Origin of the sequence: Pedobacter sp. ok626 (genome assembly GCF_900100435.1) — a bacterium.
Lineage (GTDB): Bacteria > Bacteroidota > Bacteroidia > Sphingobacteriales > Sphingobacteriaceae > Pedobacter.
Map to the genome: position 1 here is coordinate 279,983 of NZ_FNEX01000003.1, position 17,264 is coordinate 297,246.

Annotated in this window: 13 protein-coding genes; 9 read left to right on the top strand and 4 right to left on the bottom strand. The window is 37.9% G+C overall.

The genetic code is table 11. The features are described from left to right. Positions 1-30: 30 nt before the first annotated feature. On the bottom strand, positions 31-849 hold the full coding sequence (locus BLS35_RS05520; RefSeq protein ID WP_254778689.1) for a DUF6515 family protein: 819 nt from the start codon (positions 847-849) through the stop codon (positions 31-33). Positions 850-966: 117 nt separating this feature from the next. On the opposite strand from BLS35_RS05520, the gene BLS35_RS05525 reads away from it, so the two are divergent. Continuing rightward, complete coding sequence (locus tag BLS35_RS05525) at positions 967-2,301, top strand: MutS-related protein (RefSeq protein ID WP_090778618.1); 1,335 nt, start codon at positions 967-969, stop codon at positions 2,299-2,301. On the opposite strand, the gene BLS35_RS05530 is transcribed toward BLS35_RS05525, so the two are convergent. Then, a complete protein-coding gene (locus tag BLS35_RS05530) occupies positions 2,294-3,148 on the bottom strand; it encodes a HEPN domain-containing protein (protein WP_090778620.1) in 855 nt (284 codons plus the stop codon). The two genes, BLS35_RS05525 and BLS35_RS05530, sit on opposite strands and share 8 nt — an antisense overlap. A 166-nt stretch (positions 3,149-3,314) precedes the next feature. Next, positions 3,315-4,055: a hypothetical protein gene (locus BLS35_RS05535; protein ID WP_090778622.1), complete on the bottom strand. Its 741-nt coding sequence runs from the start codon at positions 4,053-4,055 to the stop codon at positions 3,315-3,317. Positions 4,056-4,213: 158 nt separating this feature from the next. Between BLS35_RS05535 and BLS35_RS05540 the strand changes: the two genes are divergently transcribed. From BLS35_RS05540 to BLS35_RS05550, 3 genes are all read left to right on the top strand, one after another. Further along, the gene (locus BLS35_RS05540; RefSeq protein ID WP_207909088.1) at positions 4,214-4,693 is read left to right on the top strand and encodes a MepB family protein; all 480 of its coding nucleotides are present in this window, start codon (positions 4,214-4,216) and stop codon (positions 4,691-4,693) included. A gap of 45 nt (positions 4,694-4,738) precedes the next feature. Further along, positions 4,739-5,425: an alpha/beta fold hydrolase gene (locus tag BLS35_RS05545; protein ID WP_090778625.1), complete on the top strand. Its 687-nt coding sequence runs from the start codon at positions 4,739-4,741 to the stop codon at positions 5,423-5,425. 72 nt (positions 5,426-5,497) lie between these two features. Next, positions 5,498-5,926, top strand: coding sequence for a nuclear transport factor 2 family protein (locus BLS35_RS05550; RefSeq protein WP_090778627.1), 429 nt, complete (start codon positions 5,498-5,500; stop codon positions 5,924-5,926). Positions 5,927-5,961: 35 nt separating this feature from the next. Here the strand turns inward: BLS35_RS05550 and BLS35_RS05555 are convergent, their stop codons facing one another. Continuing rightward, on the bottom strand, positions 5,962-6,441 hold the full coding sequence (locus tag BLS35_RS05555) for a GAF domain-containing protein (protein WP_090778629.1): 480 nt from the start codon (positions 6,439-6,441) through the stop codon (positions 5,962-5,964). 210 nt (positions 6,442-6,651) lie between these two features. Here BLS35_RS05555 and BLS35_RS05560 point away from each other — a divergent pair, with 210 nt between their 5' ends. The 5 genes from BLS35_RS05560 to BLS35_RS05580 all read left to right on the top strand — a co-directional run bounded on the left by BLS35_RS05560 (position 6,652) and on the right by BLS35_RS05580 (position 17,260). Next, positions 6,652-8,832: a S46 family peptidase gene (locus BLS35_RS05560; RefSeq protein ID WP_090778631.1), complete on the top strand. Its 2,181-nt coding sequence runs from the start codon at positions 6,652-6,654 to the stop codon at positions 8,830-8,832. Positions 8,833-8,902: 70 nt separating this feature from the next. Further along, a complete protein-coding gene (locus BLS35_RS05565; RefSeq protein WP_090778986.1) occupies positions 8,903-9,154 on the top strand; it encodes a hypothetical protein in 252 nt (83 codons plus the stop codon). A gap of 329 nt (positions 9,155-9,483) precedes the next feature. Then, positions 9,484-10,062 (top strand): hypothetical protein, encoded by a 579-nt coding sequence (locus BLS35_RS05570; RefSeq protein WP_090778633.1) that lies wholly within the window; start codon positions 9,484-9,486, stop codon positions 10,060-10,062. 262 nt (positions 10,063-10,324) lie between these two features. Beyond that, a complete protein-coding gene (locus BLS35_RS05575; RefSeq protein WP_225874691.1) occupies positions 10,325-10,486 on the top strand; it encodes a hypothetical protein in 162 nt (53 codons plus the stop codon). A 231-nt stretch (positions 10,487-10,717) separates the two neighbouring features. After that, on the top strand, positions 10,718-17,260 hold the full coding sequence (locus BLS35_RS05580; protein ID WP_090778637.1) for a type I polyketide synthase: 6,543 nt from the start codon (positions 10,718-10,720) through the stop codon (positions 17,258-17,260). Positions 17,261-17,264: the final 4 nt, after the last annotated feature.

Below are 17,264 nucleotides of genomic sequence, written 5' to 3' on the forward strand. Positions count from 1 at the left end.
GCTGCTCTTATATTTTAAAAGACGCTATATTTAGTTACCTATACCAATTACTTTATAAGTAACCTTCTCCCCCTCTACTATTTTCTCGTAGTAAACGCCTTGGTCTGATACATAATATAACACTCCTTTGATCACCACATCTCTTGTGTCGGCCGGAAGTTCATTTACAATATCTCCAATCTGAGGCAACGGACCAACGTCATCTAAGGAACCTGCATTGTTATCGCTATTACCACCGGTTTCCAGAACGCCATCTTTCCCTGCAACTACATACACTGTTTTACCATTTGCATCCACTGAGGTACTGTAATAAACACCTTTGTATTCGTAGTAATTCTGACCATTAATTGAAATTGCTTTCGCTTCTGACGGAATACTAGGCACCTGCGCACCAACAGGTGGAACAACTACTTTATATCCATTATCAGCTTGTTGATAGAAAAAGCCACCAGCATAATAGAATTGATTAGGGCCAAAGTAGAATGGATAATAGCCAAAAGGCAATACGCTTAAGCTAATACCTAAAAACGGTCTGTAATAGCTATGAAAGCCATAATACGGTCTGTGATAAGAAAACCCAGGTCTATAATAATGATAATTTGGTCTGTACAAAGGTCTGTTCGGCCTGTAATTAGGAGGTCTAACGCCTACCCCTGGAGGTCTTCCTCCGCTTGGTGGTCGACTTACACTTGGTGGTCTACCACCACTTGGAGGTCTGCTCGTTCCGCCCGTAGGACGTGAAGGCCGCGGAGTGCCGCTACCACCCCGCTGTGCAAAAACATCGTTAGTCGTAAAACCAGTCATCAATACGATTGATCCTAACGTCAACAACCATTTAAATCTTGCCATTTTCATAACTTTCTCAATTTCCTATTATGACTTGTAATACTTAAAAAGGATTATTTCTGTTTTATTTATCCTTCTAAACTTACAAATAGATGATAATTAGGCTATATTAGATTCAATATGAAGTTTAATATGGACAGTCAGACCTATAAGGATCTGAACGTATTTTCATCCTCTTCAGATGCGGATGCATTATTTAATATTTTTAAGCTGACCAACACCATTGGTGGGCGGGAAAAAATTCATGAAATGATGTACAATCCTCTAACCGACATTCATGTTATAAACTCCAGAAAAGAAGCTATTAAATATTATTATGATCATAATATTTCGCTAAAACTGAGTCGGGAGCGATTGGATTTGGCTGATCATTACCTTAAGCACAATAAAACGTTTTTAAAAAGGAACATAATTGATTCATTTTATGATTTTGCAAGTCATAAATTAAACCCAAGCAATGATTATTATATCATCTCTATCGGCATTACTTCTATCCTTAAACTGATTAAAGACATTTCAGAATTTTTAGCCATAATGCCTGCTGTAAATGCTCCTCAATATTTGGTTGACATGTCGACCAGGATAATAACCTTACTTACTTCAGCTCCATTAAAAGAATCTGTTTTACCAGATGCTGACAAGTTAAGGTTTCATCATATCAGTAAACTAGACGGGGTGTTTAGAGGAATAGGCAAGTCGCAAATCTCTGAGATTTTACAATGTATATATGAGTTGGATGCATTTGAGACCCTGGCCTATGTGGCAAGAAAAAGAGGGTTTAGTTTCCCTGAGTATACGGCTACTGCCGACCTTAAGTTGGAGCTTAACGGGTTGTTTCATCCCTCAATAGAAAACCCGATCAGCAATGATGTAAGCGTAGACAAGCAAAACAACATGATTTTCCTTACTGGATCTAATATGGCTGGGAAATCATCGTTATTAAAGTCTATCGGGATAGCTGTTTACCTCGCACACATAGGCTTTCCAGTGCCTTGCACTTATATGAAGACGTCCATTTTTAGCGGATTGATGACCACCATAAACTTGCCCGACGACATCAACAAAGGCTTAAGTCATTATTATAGTGAGGTAAAACGAGTTAAACAGGCAGCATCGTTGTTAAACGACCATGATAATATGTTCATCATCTTCGATGAACTGTTTAGAGGAACGAATGTAAAAGATGCTTATGATGGATCACTGCTGATCATATCGGCATTAACTGCTATTCGCAATTCGGCCTTCTTTATATCTACACATATTGTAGAATTGGCCGAAGAATTAAAGAAGTTCGAAAACATTGCTTTCAAATACTTAGACGTATATTTTAAAGATAAAAAGCCAGTATTTACCTACTCCTTAAAGGAAGGAGTATCAACTGAGCGACTGGGCATGTATATTGTTCAGAATGAAGGCATAATTGAATTGATACAGCGTGCTTCAAAAGCTATTTGATTTTGTCTTCACAAATTGTCTTAACAATCTCCTGCATATTCGTAACCTTATCAATCAGCCCCTTTAGCTCTTCATCACTAATGTCGTAATCTAATTTATAACGTGCATCCACATAACCTCGTTTTAGCAAATCAAAGAGATGAAATTCGTAGTCATTCAAAATAGGCATACGAAACAAGGTATACAAATCAACCGATACGTGTTTTGCGTAGTTTCTCAATTTCGCGAGGTTATGAGTTTTAGGTTTATATCCTGTAAAAACCAATAAGGCCGCACTGTAGAAACATTCCGTTGCCTGATGCAAGTAAAATACACTATTTCTTCTACCATCTTTTCCGCGCTCGGCTGCATTTTTTGCATCAATTAGAAATTGTGATGCTTGTGGGTACCACATGTTAAAATAGCTCTGCGCCCGCTCCTTTTCTTCTTTCGGTGTGAGTTCTTTTGCTTTTTCGAACTCAAAAATTCCTGTGTCATGTATTAATATGCCTTCGGCAATGATATCAGAAAAAAAGTATTGACCTACGCGCAAACCTTCGTTGATGTATTCAATATCATGAATAATTGGACTGATTACATTTTTGAAACTATTGCAACGATTTTCTATTTGACTAAGGATCTCTTGTTCCTTTATCTCCTGTTTTTTTATGATGACCAGGAAATCGTAGTCGCTGATATAGCTAAAGCGCACACCATCTTCTATATACTCATCTTCTACCCAGTTACCTTTGGCATGGCTACCAAACAGGATTACTTTTTCAGGATTGACTTCCTCCCTAATGATCTTTAGTATATGAGCAATTTCCCTTTGTTTTGTTTCTGGTAAATGAGCTATGGATGTTTTCATCAGAATCAGGTTTTATTTTTCTTAGGTTCGTATATGTAAATATAACGAATAAGAAAGAAGGAATCCATAAAAAAGGAATAACCCGCACCCATACCGGGAAACGGGTTATTAAATTAACGCTCTCGAGACAAATGTAATAAATAATTCTGTAGAAAATCTGTAGTTTTTATTTATTATATTCATCAATGGCATTTTCCAGGTGCCTGTTGCCAGACAAGGATACGCTATATCCACCTAGTGCGAAACCTGTTCCCAGCCCCAATAAAGCAAAACTTGATGCAAAACTAGCGGTTCCCCCTTTCCCATTTGCGCTGGCATTCGTCAGAAAGGTAATCATGCCAGCTACAATGGATGCACCAGCCGCAGTATACAATAACCTGCTAGTCCTCAAACTTTTGTTGTAACTCTCCAGCAAATCCATGCTTGCCGCGTGATCAGTCATGTCTTTCTTCAGGTTATTATAATTCACTTTTTTTAGGTCACCATACCCCTTGTTGTAGTACATGTTCAGATTGATGGCCTCCAGCCTTCTATCCCGATGACTGTACCTCCTATCACGCCGGCCGTAACCACGCTCATAAAAGAAAGGATCGTAGGTTATCTCCTGAAAAACATTGATTCGACCTTCTACGATTCGTTCAGAAAATGAAGGGCTACTACCAAATTTCAGCCTTTTGGTATTGGCAAAGAACCCGTCTTCATTGTTAAAGAACTTGACCTGTTCCATTTTAACACGTTTAGAATCTGCTCTGAGCTGCATTGCGCCTAAAAAATCGGGCCGGAGCTTAATGTCTGCCGCGTAAATAATCGAATCGGAATAGAGGTACAGAAACTTTCTGGACTCGTGCACTTGTGCACGGGCGTTCAGGCCATAGCAAGCCATCACGATGATGAGTAATTTTTTCATATCGGTTATATTTGTGTGTAACCAATACTACACAAATTGTAGCCCAGAATGTGATTTGTAAACAACAAAATACATTAGGCTTAGCTATCGTTCTTAATGATATATTTGACGGAATTTAAAATTGAATTATGGCAGTAGCTCTATCCCCTGACCTTATTTTGGCACAACAACTTGTTTACTTACCTAGTAGTCATAGTTTTACAGCGGCTAGTATAGAGCCTGAAAGCTCCGACTATAGTGCCTACGAATTTAAGCTTAACGAGCTCGCAATAAGATATCGAGTGGCTAAGATCACACCTACAAAAATTGGACAGTTTGTAACAATATGGAAAAGAAGTGATAATGGCCCAATTGAACCCTATTCTGTTTCCGATAAGATAGATTTCTTAATTGTCAGCACTCGCAAAGGTGACCTTCTAGGACAATTCATATTTCCTAAAATGGTACTCTTAAAACAAGGCGTGCTTTCAACTCCTGAACGAGAAGGAAAACGTGCCATAAGAGTATATCCCCCCTGGGATGAACCTACGAGTAGACAAGCAAGACAAACACAGCAATGGCAACTGGATTATTTTTTAGCGATGCCAATCGACCAGCCTATTGATTTGGAACGTGCAAAAATGTTGCTCAGATCCTAGCCAGTAGTATCGTTCGAAAAAGCACAATGTCTTAGTCCATTTAATATGGAGAAAGATTGTACCTTAGATATAATCATGGCTAAACGAATTTATTTAATCAGTGGTCTTGGTGCAGACAGACGTGCTTTTAAAAAGCTGGTTTTTCCCACAGATATCGACCTGGTGTATCTTGACTGGATTACTCCTGAGCTTGGTGAATCTTTAGAATCCTACGCATCTCGATTAGCCCTTAAAATCGACACCTCTATCCCATTTTATTTAATTGGATTATCATTTGGCGGTATGTTAGCCACAGAAATAGCAAAGAAGCTAAGTCCTGTCCATACCTTCCTTATATCTAGTACCCCTGTTTTTTCTGGGCTGCCCTGGTATTACAAAAGAGCCGGAAATTTGAGGTTACAAAAAATGATTCCTGTTGCTTTATTTAAGCGCATTAATAATATTGGTATGAATTTTTTAGGAGCTAAAACTCATGATGAAAGGGTATTATTGAAACAACTTATCATTGATAGTGACCCAAATTTCATAAAATGGGCATTAACATGTATACTGAAGTGGCGAAATAAGGAGCGTCCTTCAAATCTAACCCACATACATGGAACAGCTGATATCATCTTACCCGTTAAGTATCATCAGGCTGACATTACCATTAAGGGTGGCGGGCATTTCATGGTTTATTCCGATGCTAAGGAAGTAAGTGATTGTATTCTAAAGGAGATTAATAAAATATAAAAAATATCACACTGCCATAGGGTTGTCAGTGACGCATGTTTTCTTTGTTATTGAAAATAAACAAAATCGACCATGCTCCAGACACAGACTATTCAAACACGGGAAGTCATTAACAACTTTTATAAGGCATTATCCATTAAAGAATTAGAAACATTAACTCAATTGTTTGCGGAAGTGGTCGATTGGGACATCCCGGGTAATGAAGAGCTTGCGCCTTGGTTAGGCAAGCGCACAAAGCGAAGTGAAGTAAAGGAATTCTTCACCCTACTCTGGCAAAGTATTGAGCCTATATCTGCGCAAATAGACCATATCCTGGTAGAGGGTGATTTTGCAATAGCTACAGGTCATTTCAGTTCTAAGATGAACCGTTCCGGACAAGTTTTCTCCTCCATGTTTTCTGCACATTTCACAGTGAATGATTCATTGATTGTCCGTTATCGCTTACAGGAAGACAGTCAGGGGCTCGTCGAAGCAATGATGTTACCTACGCCTGTGTATTAAGTTTGTAAGTAGTTCGACCTTGTCATCATCGTGATTCAATAACCTGAAATAAGGTTAATTATTTCCTTTAAATATTTAGCGTCAACTTCATCAAAATGAGAAAGATATTCACTATCAACGTCTAAAACTCCAATAACCTCCTGCCCTCTGTGTAAAGGTAAAACGATTTCAGATCTTGAGGCTGAGGCACATGCAATGTGGCCGGGGAATTGATCTACATCAGGCACAATTAAGGTCTCATCTTGCTGCCATGCAGCACCACAAACTCCCTTTCCCTTTTTTATTCTGGTACAAGCTACTGGCCCCTGAAATGGCCCTAACACCAATTCATCTCCCTTAACCAAATAGAATCCTACCCAAAACCAAGCAAACTGCTCTTTTAAAGCTGCTGCGATATTAGCTAAGTTCGCAATCATATCATCTTCACCTGTTATCAATGCTTTTATCTGAGGAATAAGTGAAATATACTGAGACTCCTTGTTTAAATTCGTGCTTATAATTAAATCTTCTGCCATTGGATAATATACTTGAGTTGCAAAACTACGAAAGTTAATCCTCAACGCCACATCAAAATTACAACCACTCTAGTCATCTTACTTAAGGTTATCTGCGCTTTTACACGCTAAAACAACTAAAATAATTAAATTTGATTTTTTTTAACATCTCGTCGATTGTAGAATTGGTGACTCTTATCCGAAACTAACTATTAATAAACACAAACATAAATGAATAAAAAAACCTTAATTACATCCCTGTTAACGTGCTCACTGCTCAGCGTTGGCATCTTACAATCAGGCTACAAGCCCTGGGAAGAGGGCATGTTCCCTTTAAGTGAAATCCATAAGCTTGATCTAAAAAAAGCTGGCTTAAAAATCAGCCAGAATGATATTTACAACCCCAATGGAACTAGTCTTGTTGACGCATTAGTAAACGTTGGCGGATGCACTGGCTCTTTCATCTCCAACCAGGGGCTTATCATTACCAATCACCACTGCGCTTTTAGTGCCGTACAGCTTGCCAGCACCCCTGAGCATGATTACTTAACCAATGGTTTTGTAGCAGCAACACATGAACAAGAGATTGAGGCAAAAGGATTAACATGCCGCATAACTGACAGTTATGAAGATGTATCTGATCGTATCTTAGGGGCCGTTGCTCAAATCACAGACCCATCATCAAGACTAAAATTAATTAACGACGCTATGAAAAACATTGCGGTTGAAGCTGAGAAAAAAGACCCCAGCATTCAAGCCGAAGTATCTGAAATGTTTATCGGAAAAACGTATGTACTGTTTAGATACAAAACCATACAGGATGTTAGATTGGTATATGTTCCGAACCGCCAGGTTGGCGAGTACGGTGGTGAAACTGACAATTGGGTATGGCCACGTCACACTGGAGACTTCTCTTTTATGCGTGCCTATGTAGCACCAGATGGTAAACCAGCGAAATATGCTAAAAACAACATCCCTTATACACCTAAGAAGTTCCTTAAAGTAAACCCTAATGGCACAAATGAAGAGGATTTTGTATTTATTTTAGGTTACCCAGGAAAAACATTCCGCCATCGACCAGCTCAATTTATAGAGTACCAACAACAGTTTGTACTACCTTATGTATCTGACTTATATGACTTCCAGAATACAACTATGGAAAATGCAGGTAAGAAGGACAAGGCAACAGAAATTAAACTGGCTACCAGAATTAAAAGAAATGCTAATGTCCTAAAAAACTACCGCGGTAAGCTGCAAGGACTAAAAGGAATAGATCTTATTTCACAAAAGAAGACTGAAGATGCTGCATTGGCTAAGTTCATCAACAATAATATTGATGTTAAAGCACGCTATGGCAACTTAATGAGCGACATCGACAACCTTTATAAGCTGATTAATGGCGATGCTAAACGTGACCTTTGGCTAACTCAAATTTACAATTCAACTAGTTTACTGGGTGTATCCAAAAACATCAATGCGTTTAAAATAGCGCTTAATGCTCAGCCAGAAAACCTAAGGGAGGCTTTCTTTAACCAAAACAAACCGCGCTTGAAGCAATTTTTGGCAGGTAATTACGAAGCTTATGATATTGATGCAGATAGAAAGATCTTAAAAAAGATGCTTATGGACGCCTCAGAATTTTCTTCCAATCAATCCGTAAATGCTGTTGTTAAAATCTCAAACAAATCTACAGACAACGAAAAGGCAATTGATGACTTTGTGAACAACGTTTTTGGAACCACCAAGCTTAAAGACACAACTTATGTCTTTAACACTTTATTAGCATCCCCAAAATCGATTGCAGCTTATAGCGACCCGCTTTTATCTTTTGAAAAGGATATTGCTACTCAAATTACAGAATTAAAGCCTGAAAAAGATCGTCGTGATGGCGTATTGAATAAATTAATGGGCGATTATGTTAATGTAAAAGAAAAATTCCTGAAAAAGGACTTTATACCTGATGCCAACAGTACATTGCGACTGACCTACGGTTACGTAAGAGGATATTGGCCTGCTGATGCCTCATACATGCGCCCGTACACGACTATCAAAGGAATACTAGAGAAGGGAACATCTGGAAACCCTGAATTTGACTATCCAGCACAAATAAGGACACTTTGGGAAGCTAAAGACTTTGGCCCATTTGCTAAAAAGGACTTAAAGGATGTGCCTGTTGCCTTCCTTTACAATATGGATACGACAGGTGGTAACTCTGGATCTCCAGTAATGAATGCACAAGGCGAGTTAATCGGTGTAAATTTTGACCGTGCTTACGGTGCCACCATTAACGATTACGCATGGAATGAAAGCTATAGCAGATCTATTGGCGTAGACATTCGTTATGTACTATGGGTAGCCGCTAAAATCGACAAAGCAAACTTCCTTTTAAAGGAAATAGGGGTTAAGATTTAACGCCATTTAATTAATCAATATATAATCGAAAGCCATCCTTTAGGGGATGGCTTTTTTAAAGCAAAAAGACATGAGAGTAATAGCAGAACTACCGCACCCAGATTGCAAAATCACTTTGTTTAACATGAACCAAAAATACATCATAAAGTTTGAGCAAGGTACACTTGAACAGAGCTACAAATTATCAGAACTTGACTTAACCGGAGGGGGTGCGAACGAGATTTTTCAGATCTTGGATGAGACATTTATAGCCACCGTTGTTGAACGTTTTAAAGGTATGAGGTCTGATTTTTCTGCGGCTTACAACAGACAACAGTATTAGTTCAGAAAAACAACACTAACTAACTGTAATACAGCACGAATAAAACAACAACAAAACTATATTCTGCAATTCGGATGGTGATCAACCCAAAACAAAACCTAAAAGTAAATTAAAAGTTAAGAAGAAATGATTATGTAATCTGAAAAACAATTAGTTAAATAATATAACCAAATATAATTCTAAGGACCAAAAACGCCAAATATAATATAAGTCAGCAGCTTTTTAACCCCCTTCTGCCCCCTATTCAAACATACAAATTTAAAGCCTTTCAGCGTTGAATATGATTTGAATTTTTTGTTTAAAATAAACATGACTACCTTGCAACAATCATGAAAAGTAAAATCATATATATCGTCCTACTTTCGTTTGTCATTGTATATACTTCTTGTAGTAAAATAACAGAGGATATACAAGAGGACATCTTTATTAAAGACACCGTTTCTTTTGAGATACCCGTACTGACTGACCTCACCTCTTCTCCGGCTATAACAGAAATAAAATCGACTTTAAATCTGGAAGAACAGGTCAAAAAAAGTGCGAATAATTTTACTATTGAAAATATCAAAACGACTAAAATCACAAGTTTGAATCTGATATTAGCACCTATAATTCTAAACCCTACTAAAGATTCTCTTGGCATTGATCCCAACAACAATTTCGGTAATCTGGAAACCCTAAAGTTTGGAATTTCTGCTGGAGGAAATACAGGGAATATAGCTAACGTAATTATTCCTCAAACTTCAAAAACTAGTAACCTATCCTTAACCCCTAGTATCCTTCCCGAGGAGCTAAAGCCGTTCCTTATCAATTCTCCTAATTATAATGTGATTGTTAAAGCAAAAAAAATCACCACCACCCCCATGAAAGTTGCAATAGCAGCAACATATACGATTACGCTATCAAAATAAGAGTCGTTTTTTAACATAAAAAACCTTATATTTGCATAAAACGGGATATTTATTACACTATTCTCTTAATATTACTTGCCAATTAATCCTTTGATTGGGTTTCAATTTCTCCAGGTTGCTGATCCGTTGCCGCCGAGAATTAAATTATATCCAGGCCCCACAATGATCTTGAATCATGTTGCAGTCTACACAGGTAAGAGCAGAGAACAGTTATTTTTTTAACTAATACATTGAATTTATGGCTAAATCTCAGGCTACCTTCATGAAGAAGCAACTAGAAAAGAACAGACAAAAGAAAAAAGAAGATAAAGAACAACGTAAACAGGAGCGTCAACAGAACTCTACTGGTGGAGATCTAGAAAGCATGATGGCCTGGGTAAACGAATTTGGAGAAATAGTAAATACTCCTCCAGAGAAGAAATAAGCTTACCAAGATATTTAAAAGAGCCAATCCAATTACGGATTGGCTCTTTTGTTTAACACAATAGCACAAACCTAAAAGTATACATCAATTAACAGCCACCGTTCCTATCAATATGCATTAGAAGCTACCTTAATTCGCATAATATTTATATCTTTAAGCATGATATTTTTTAAATTTTCATACTAAATATAAAATAATTGTAAATTTGGACAAAACGCTCACCTACTCCTTATGTATTGTAAAGATACTATTGTCGATTTATTCTCTAAACAAGTAAAAAAAACGCCCGATAACATAGCCGTTGTCTTCGATGACTCCCAGCTTGATTACCAACAATTAGATTGTTTATCCAATAAACTTGCAAATCACTTAAAATCCTTAGGTGTAAAGAAAGAAACACTTGTTCCTATTAGTCTACACAATCCTTTGGATATGGTAGTCGGAATTTTAGGCATCCTTAAATCGGGAGCTGCTTATGTCCCTGTAGATCCCGACTTTCCTGCGGACCGGATAAGGTTTATGATAAATGATACTTCTGCCGAAGTGGTTATAGCTGATAAAAATTCTATTGAATTTTTATCAGCCGCAGCAAGTAAAAGGGTAATATTAGCTGATAACAATTGGGATGAATTGAAAAACAGCCCAATTAGTTTTCCCGATGTAAATGTTAGCGGGACTAACCTTGCATATGTGATTTACACTTCTGGTTCGACCGGTACACCTAAAGGTGTTTTAATTGAACACGGATGTCTAACGGATTACATCAAGGGCTTGTTTCTCCATCTTCCAATTGCAAATTGTCGGAACTATGCCATTGGGGCTACACTTGCCACTGATCTGGGGAATACCGTCTTGTATAGCTCTATCACATCAGGTGCAACGCTTCATTTATTCACTAAGCAATCGTTTAATGATATTGAATATATACACCAGTATTTTAAAACGCATGCTATAGATTGCTTAAAAATAGTCCCATCTCATTGGAAGTCACTATCATTTGAAGGAAAAGATCTATTGCCAGAAAAACTATTGATTTTCGGTGGAGAGGCACTACACAAAACGATTATTCAGTCAGTCCTGAGTAATATATCAAACGCTTGCACTATTGTTAACCACTACGGCCCCACTGAAACCACTATTGGCAAATTGCTTCATATTGTAGACAGGAAAGCCCAGTACCAGCATACTATTCCAATTGGAAAGCCATTTACGGATGCTACTGTCTATTTGCTTAATGAGCATCTTACAGAAGTTGAAACAGGAATTACAGGAGAGATTTATATTGGTGGCTCGGGCCTGGCCAGAGGTTATTTAAATAGAGCTGACCTTACAGACGAACGTTTTATCCAAGACCCATTTAATGATAAAGGCGCACGGTTGTACCGGACTGGGGATTTGGCTCGTAAACTGAGTGATGGCAATATTGAATATCTTGGAAGGATTGATGACCAGGTAAAGATAAGAGGCTATAGGATTGAATTGGGTGAAATTGAAAGCATATTACAAAAAGCACCGGGGGTAAAACAAGCCGTAGTACTAGCCAAAGAGCATCCAACGCTTGACAAAAGACTAATAGGATATGTTGTTTGTAAAGATCAATACGACAAAAAGGCTATAATGGCCTATCTTGAAGATAAACTGCCCAACTATATGGTTCCCCAATTATTAATGGAACTTAAGGAACTCCCATTTACTTTAAATGGAAAAGTTGATAAGAAGGCCCTTCCAGACCCTGATGCTTCTACATTATTGACAAACGAGTACCACGCACCTAATTATCAGACTGAATTTAAGATTTCCGAATTGTGGAAAGAGATTCTGGACGTAAAAAGAGTAGGTATTGAAGACAACTTTTTTGAATTGGGAGGAAACTCCTTACTAGCTCAAAAAATGGTTTCGCATTTAAAAACTCGACATCAACTCTCCTTGCCTGTTACAAAACTTTATCAATTCCCTAAAATTAAAGATCTGGCGGCATTTCTTGATGGACGACAAATGAGCAGAACCATTAAGAAAAGAAAATCTGTCCAAAATATAAACGATGACGTTGCAATTATCGGGATGTCGGGCCGTTTCCCTGGAGCTAATTCAGTTGAGGAGTTGTGGGATATTTTAAAAGAAGGAAAAGAAACTACCAAATTTTTTAGTGATGAGGAGCTAGATAATAGTATATCATCTGCATTAAGAAACAATCCAGACTATGTGAAAGCAAGAGGCATTGTTGATAATGCAGGAGCTTTTGATGCCGGATTTTTTGGGATCACGCCAAAACTTGCAGAACTGATGGACCCTCAGCAAAGGGTATTTTTGGAAATCGCATGGGATGCTCTGGAAAAGACCGGTTATGCAAATGACCAACATGATCACACCATTGGCGTTTTTGCTGGTGTTAGACACAATACTTATTATGCCTATAATGTACTGCCAAATGTTGAAATGATTGAAAACGTAGGCAGATTTCAAGTTGTTACATTAAATGATAAGGATTATGTGGCCACTAGAACCGCTTATGCCTTGAACTTAAAAGGGCCTGCGGTAAACGTACAATCAGCTTGTTCAACATCATTAGTGGCGGTGGCCCAAGCTGTCCAGAGTATAAGAAGTGGTCAATGTGATATGGCATTAGCTGGAGGCGCTACAATAAATGCTCCCGTAAATATAGGTCATCTTTATGAAGAAGGTGCAATGTTAAGTAATGACGGGCACTGCAGACCTTTTGATCAGGATGCCCAGGGAACTGTATTTAGCGACGGTGCAGGAGTTGTGCTATTAAAACGTAAGGAAGATGCGATAAAGGATGGAGACTTTATTTTTGCAGTTATAAAAGGTATTGGCTTAAGTAATGATGGCGGCAATAAGGGCAGCTTTACGGCTCCTAGTGCTGAAGGGCAAGCAGCAGCAATTGCTATGGCAATTGAAGATGCAGGTGTTGATCCTGCTGACATCAGCTATATTGAAACACATGGAACGGCAACGCCATTAGGTGACCCGATAGAAATTGAGGGGCTGAATATTGCATTTGGCAAGCAAAATAAACAGCAATATTGTGCTATAGGATCTGTTAAGAGTAATTTTGGACACCTCACCTGTGCCGCTGGTGTAACAGGCTTAATTAAAACTGCTTTATCGCTATTTCATCAGCAAATACCAGCTTCAATTAACTATAAAACACCTAATCCCAATATAGACTTTACTAATAGTCCTTTCGTTGTAAATACGTCACTAAAGAACTGGACGGTTACCGATAAAAGAATAGCTGGATTAAGTTCTTTTGGTGTAGGAGGTACAAATGTCCATGTGATTTTAGAGGAGTATGAGAATAAGACTGCTGAAAGTACATCCTCCAGACCGGTACAACTCTATACCTGGTCGGCGAAAAATGAAACTAGTCTAAATCGATTTGCGACTAATTTATCCAATGCTATTGCTGATTTTCCGGATGAACAACTACCCGATATTGCCTATACTTTAAATAAATACAGGCAAAGATTCAATTTCAGAAATTTTGTAGTTGCTGCCGATAAGGATGAGTTAACACAACAATTACATAAACCAATTTCGCCATCGGGTCAAACAAGGAACATTCGTGAAGTTGTATTTATGTTTCCCGGTCAGGGTTCACAATTTCCTGATATGGGAAAAGCTTTATACGATCATGAGCAGGTTTTTAAAGATGCAATGGATCAATGTAATGAATTGTTGAAAAAACAGCTCAATGAGGACTTACTTAGCATTATTTATCCTCGGGAACTGAATAAAGCGGCCGAGGAGCATCTAAAAAATACAAAGTATAGTCAACCTGCACTTTTTATGATAGGTTATGCGCTTACAAAGCTTTGGATGAGCTGGGGAGTTTATCCATCGGCATTTATAGGCCATAGTATCGGAGAATTTGTAGCCGCACATTTTTCAGGTATTTTAAATTTAGAAGATGCATTAAAGGTTATTGCTACCCGCGGCCGATTGATGAGTGAATTGCCTTTGGGGAGCATGCTTTCTGCAAGAGCCAGTGTTGAGGTGCTTCAGCCCTATTTGTCTTCAGCTATATCAGTGGCTGCTGTTAATGCACCAGAATTAACTGTATTGGCTGGGAGTACTGATGCGATCGCTAGTTTTAGTAAGTTATTGGATGAAAAAGAAATTCCAAATAGACTCTTACACACTAGTCATGCCTTCCATTCGCACATGATGGATGATGCAATTGTTCCATTCAGATCATATTTTAATGAAATAAAATTAAATGCTCCTTCTATACCGATTTACTCTACTGTTACAGGTGATAGATTAACAGACGAGCAATCTAAAGATCCGGAATATTGGGCAAGTCATTTAAGATCAACAGTTCTTTTTGATAGTGCAGCTAAACGATTATTGGAAGAAAATCAGGAGAAGGCCTTCTTGGAAATTGGACCGGGTAACGCTACTTCTACATTTATTCGTCAGCAATCCCTAGGTAAAAATAGCTTAGTTTTAACAACTTTGGAGCTGCCAAAAAACAATGAGTCGGCTTATCATACTATTATAAAATCAGTTGGACAGCTGTGGCTTAATGGATTTGATTTTGACTGGACGTTATTTTATAAAGAAGAGAAAAGACATAAGGTTAATTATTTGCCTAATTATTCGTTTAACAAATCAGTATACTGGGTTTCGCCTCCAACGGAACCCGTATTTTTAAACCACAGAACATCTAAAACATTAATTCCTTCGCCGGAAGTGCAGCAGCCGAGTATAGTAATGAGAAAAGAATCATTAATCAATCAAATAAAAAATATCCTGGAAAATACCTCAGGTATTGAAATGCAAGGTGTTTCAAATCATGTAAGTTTTATAGAAATGGGCCTCGATTCACTCTTGCTTACACAGATCGCCATAGCATTAAAGAAAAATTTTAATACAGCCATCACATTTAGACAACTAAACGAAGAATACAGTAATTTAGATGCACTTGCAGGATATTTGGATAAACAGTTGCCTGCAGAATTGTTTCAAGAACAACTGATTCAATCCACAAATAATCAGTTTCCGGATTTGAATCAGTTGATCAATAACAATCATAATGCTGAGACAAATCATACTGCACTAGACCTGATTGGGCAACAATTACAACTGCTGGCTAAGCAGGTATCTTTATTACAAAATGGCCAACCAGTATCTACACAAGTTCAGGTCCAAGTCCCACTTAATTCCGCAGCCATCAATGGACAGCGTAATGGAACATCGGATTTAACTCCTGAAGAGCTTATTGAAATTAAGAAGCCATTTGGTGCAAGTCCGCGTATAGAGAAGCAATCTGCGACCTTAAGCCCAGAACAGCAGCAATATTTGGAAGAACTCACGAAAAAATATACCGAGAAAACAAAGGGTAGTAAAAACTACACCCAGGAGAATAGAGCACATATGGCCGATCCTAGGGTTGTATCAGGTTTTAAACCAGCGACAAAGGAACTAGTTTATTCTATTGTGATTAAAAAATCCAAAGGAAGTAAAATTTGGGATTTAGACGGAAATGAATACATAGATGCGCTTAATGGATTTGGTTCCAACATGTTAGGTTACCAACATGAAGTTATAAAAAATGCTTTAATTGATCAGATAGAAAAAGGCTATGAGATTGGCCCTCAACATGAGTTGGCTGGTGAGGTCAGTAAATTGATCTGTGAATTCACTGATTTTGATCGTGCTGCGTTATGCAACACTGGTTCGGAAGCGGTGTTGGGTGCTATGCGGATTGCACGGACCGTTACAGGGCGTTCTTTAATCGTAGCCTTTGCAGGATCTTACCATGGTATTGTAGATGAAGTTATTGTACGGGGTAGCAAAAAGCTAAAATCCTTTCCGGCTGCTCCCGGAATTATGCCTGAGGCTGTACAAAATATGCTGATTCTAGACTATGGAACTGAGGAATCTTTAAAAATTATTAAAGAACGTGCACATGAATTGGCAGCTGTACTTGTAGAACCTGTTCAAAGTCGTAGACCAGAATTTCAGCCAATCGAGTTTCTTAAAGAATTACGCGTGGTTACAGAAAACTCTGGGACAGCTTTAATTTTTGATGAAGTTATTTCAGGTTTCCGTTTTCATCCTGGAGGAACTCAAGCTATGTTTGGCATAAAGGCAGATCTTGGAACCTATGGAAAAGTTGCTGGAGCAGGAATCTCAATAGGTATAATTGCTGGAAAACGTAAATTTATGGATGCTTTGGACGGAGGTTTTTGGCAATATGGAGATGATTCTATCCCTGAAATTGGTGTTACCTATTTTGCTGGTACATTTGTACGCCATCCACTTGCACTTGCTACGACAAAAGCCTCGTTAAATTTCATGAAAGAGCAAGGACCTAAATTACAAGCAGATCTAAATGAGAAAACAAAGTACATTGCGGATACACTGAATGCAATTTGTAAAAGATTGAAAGTTCCTATGTATATCGCACAGTTTGGTTCTTTATGGCGTTTAAAATTTAAAGAGGAATACCCTTACACTGAGTTATTTTTCACCTTAATGCGATATAAAGGAATTCATATCCTTGAAGGTTTTTCTTGTTTTCTCACAACCGCACATACACAATCTGATATTGATCAAATTATTACTGCTTTTGAAGAAAGTTTAACAGAATTAAAAGCAGTAGAATTTATTCCAGAATATTTTGAAGAAATAAATTTCGATTCCCCACCTTTACCAAATGCCAGATTGGGAAAAGATAAAGAAGGTAATCCAGCCTGGTTTATACAAGATGAAAAAAATCCGGGAAACTTCTTTCAAGTAAATTAATAGC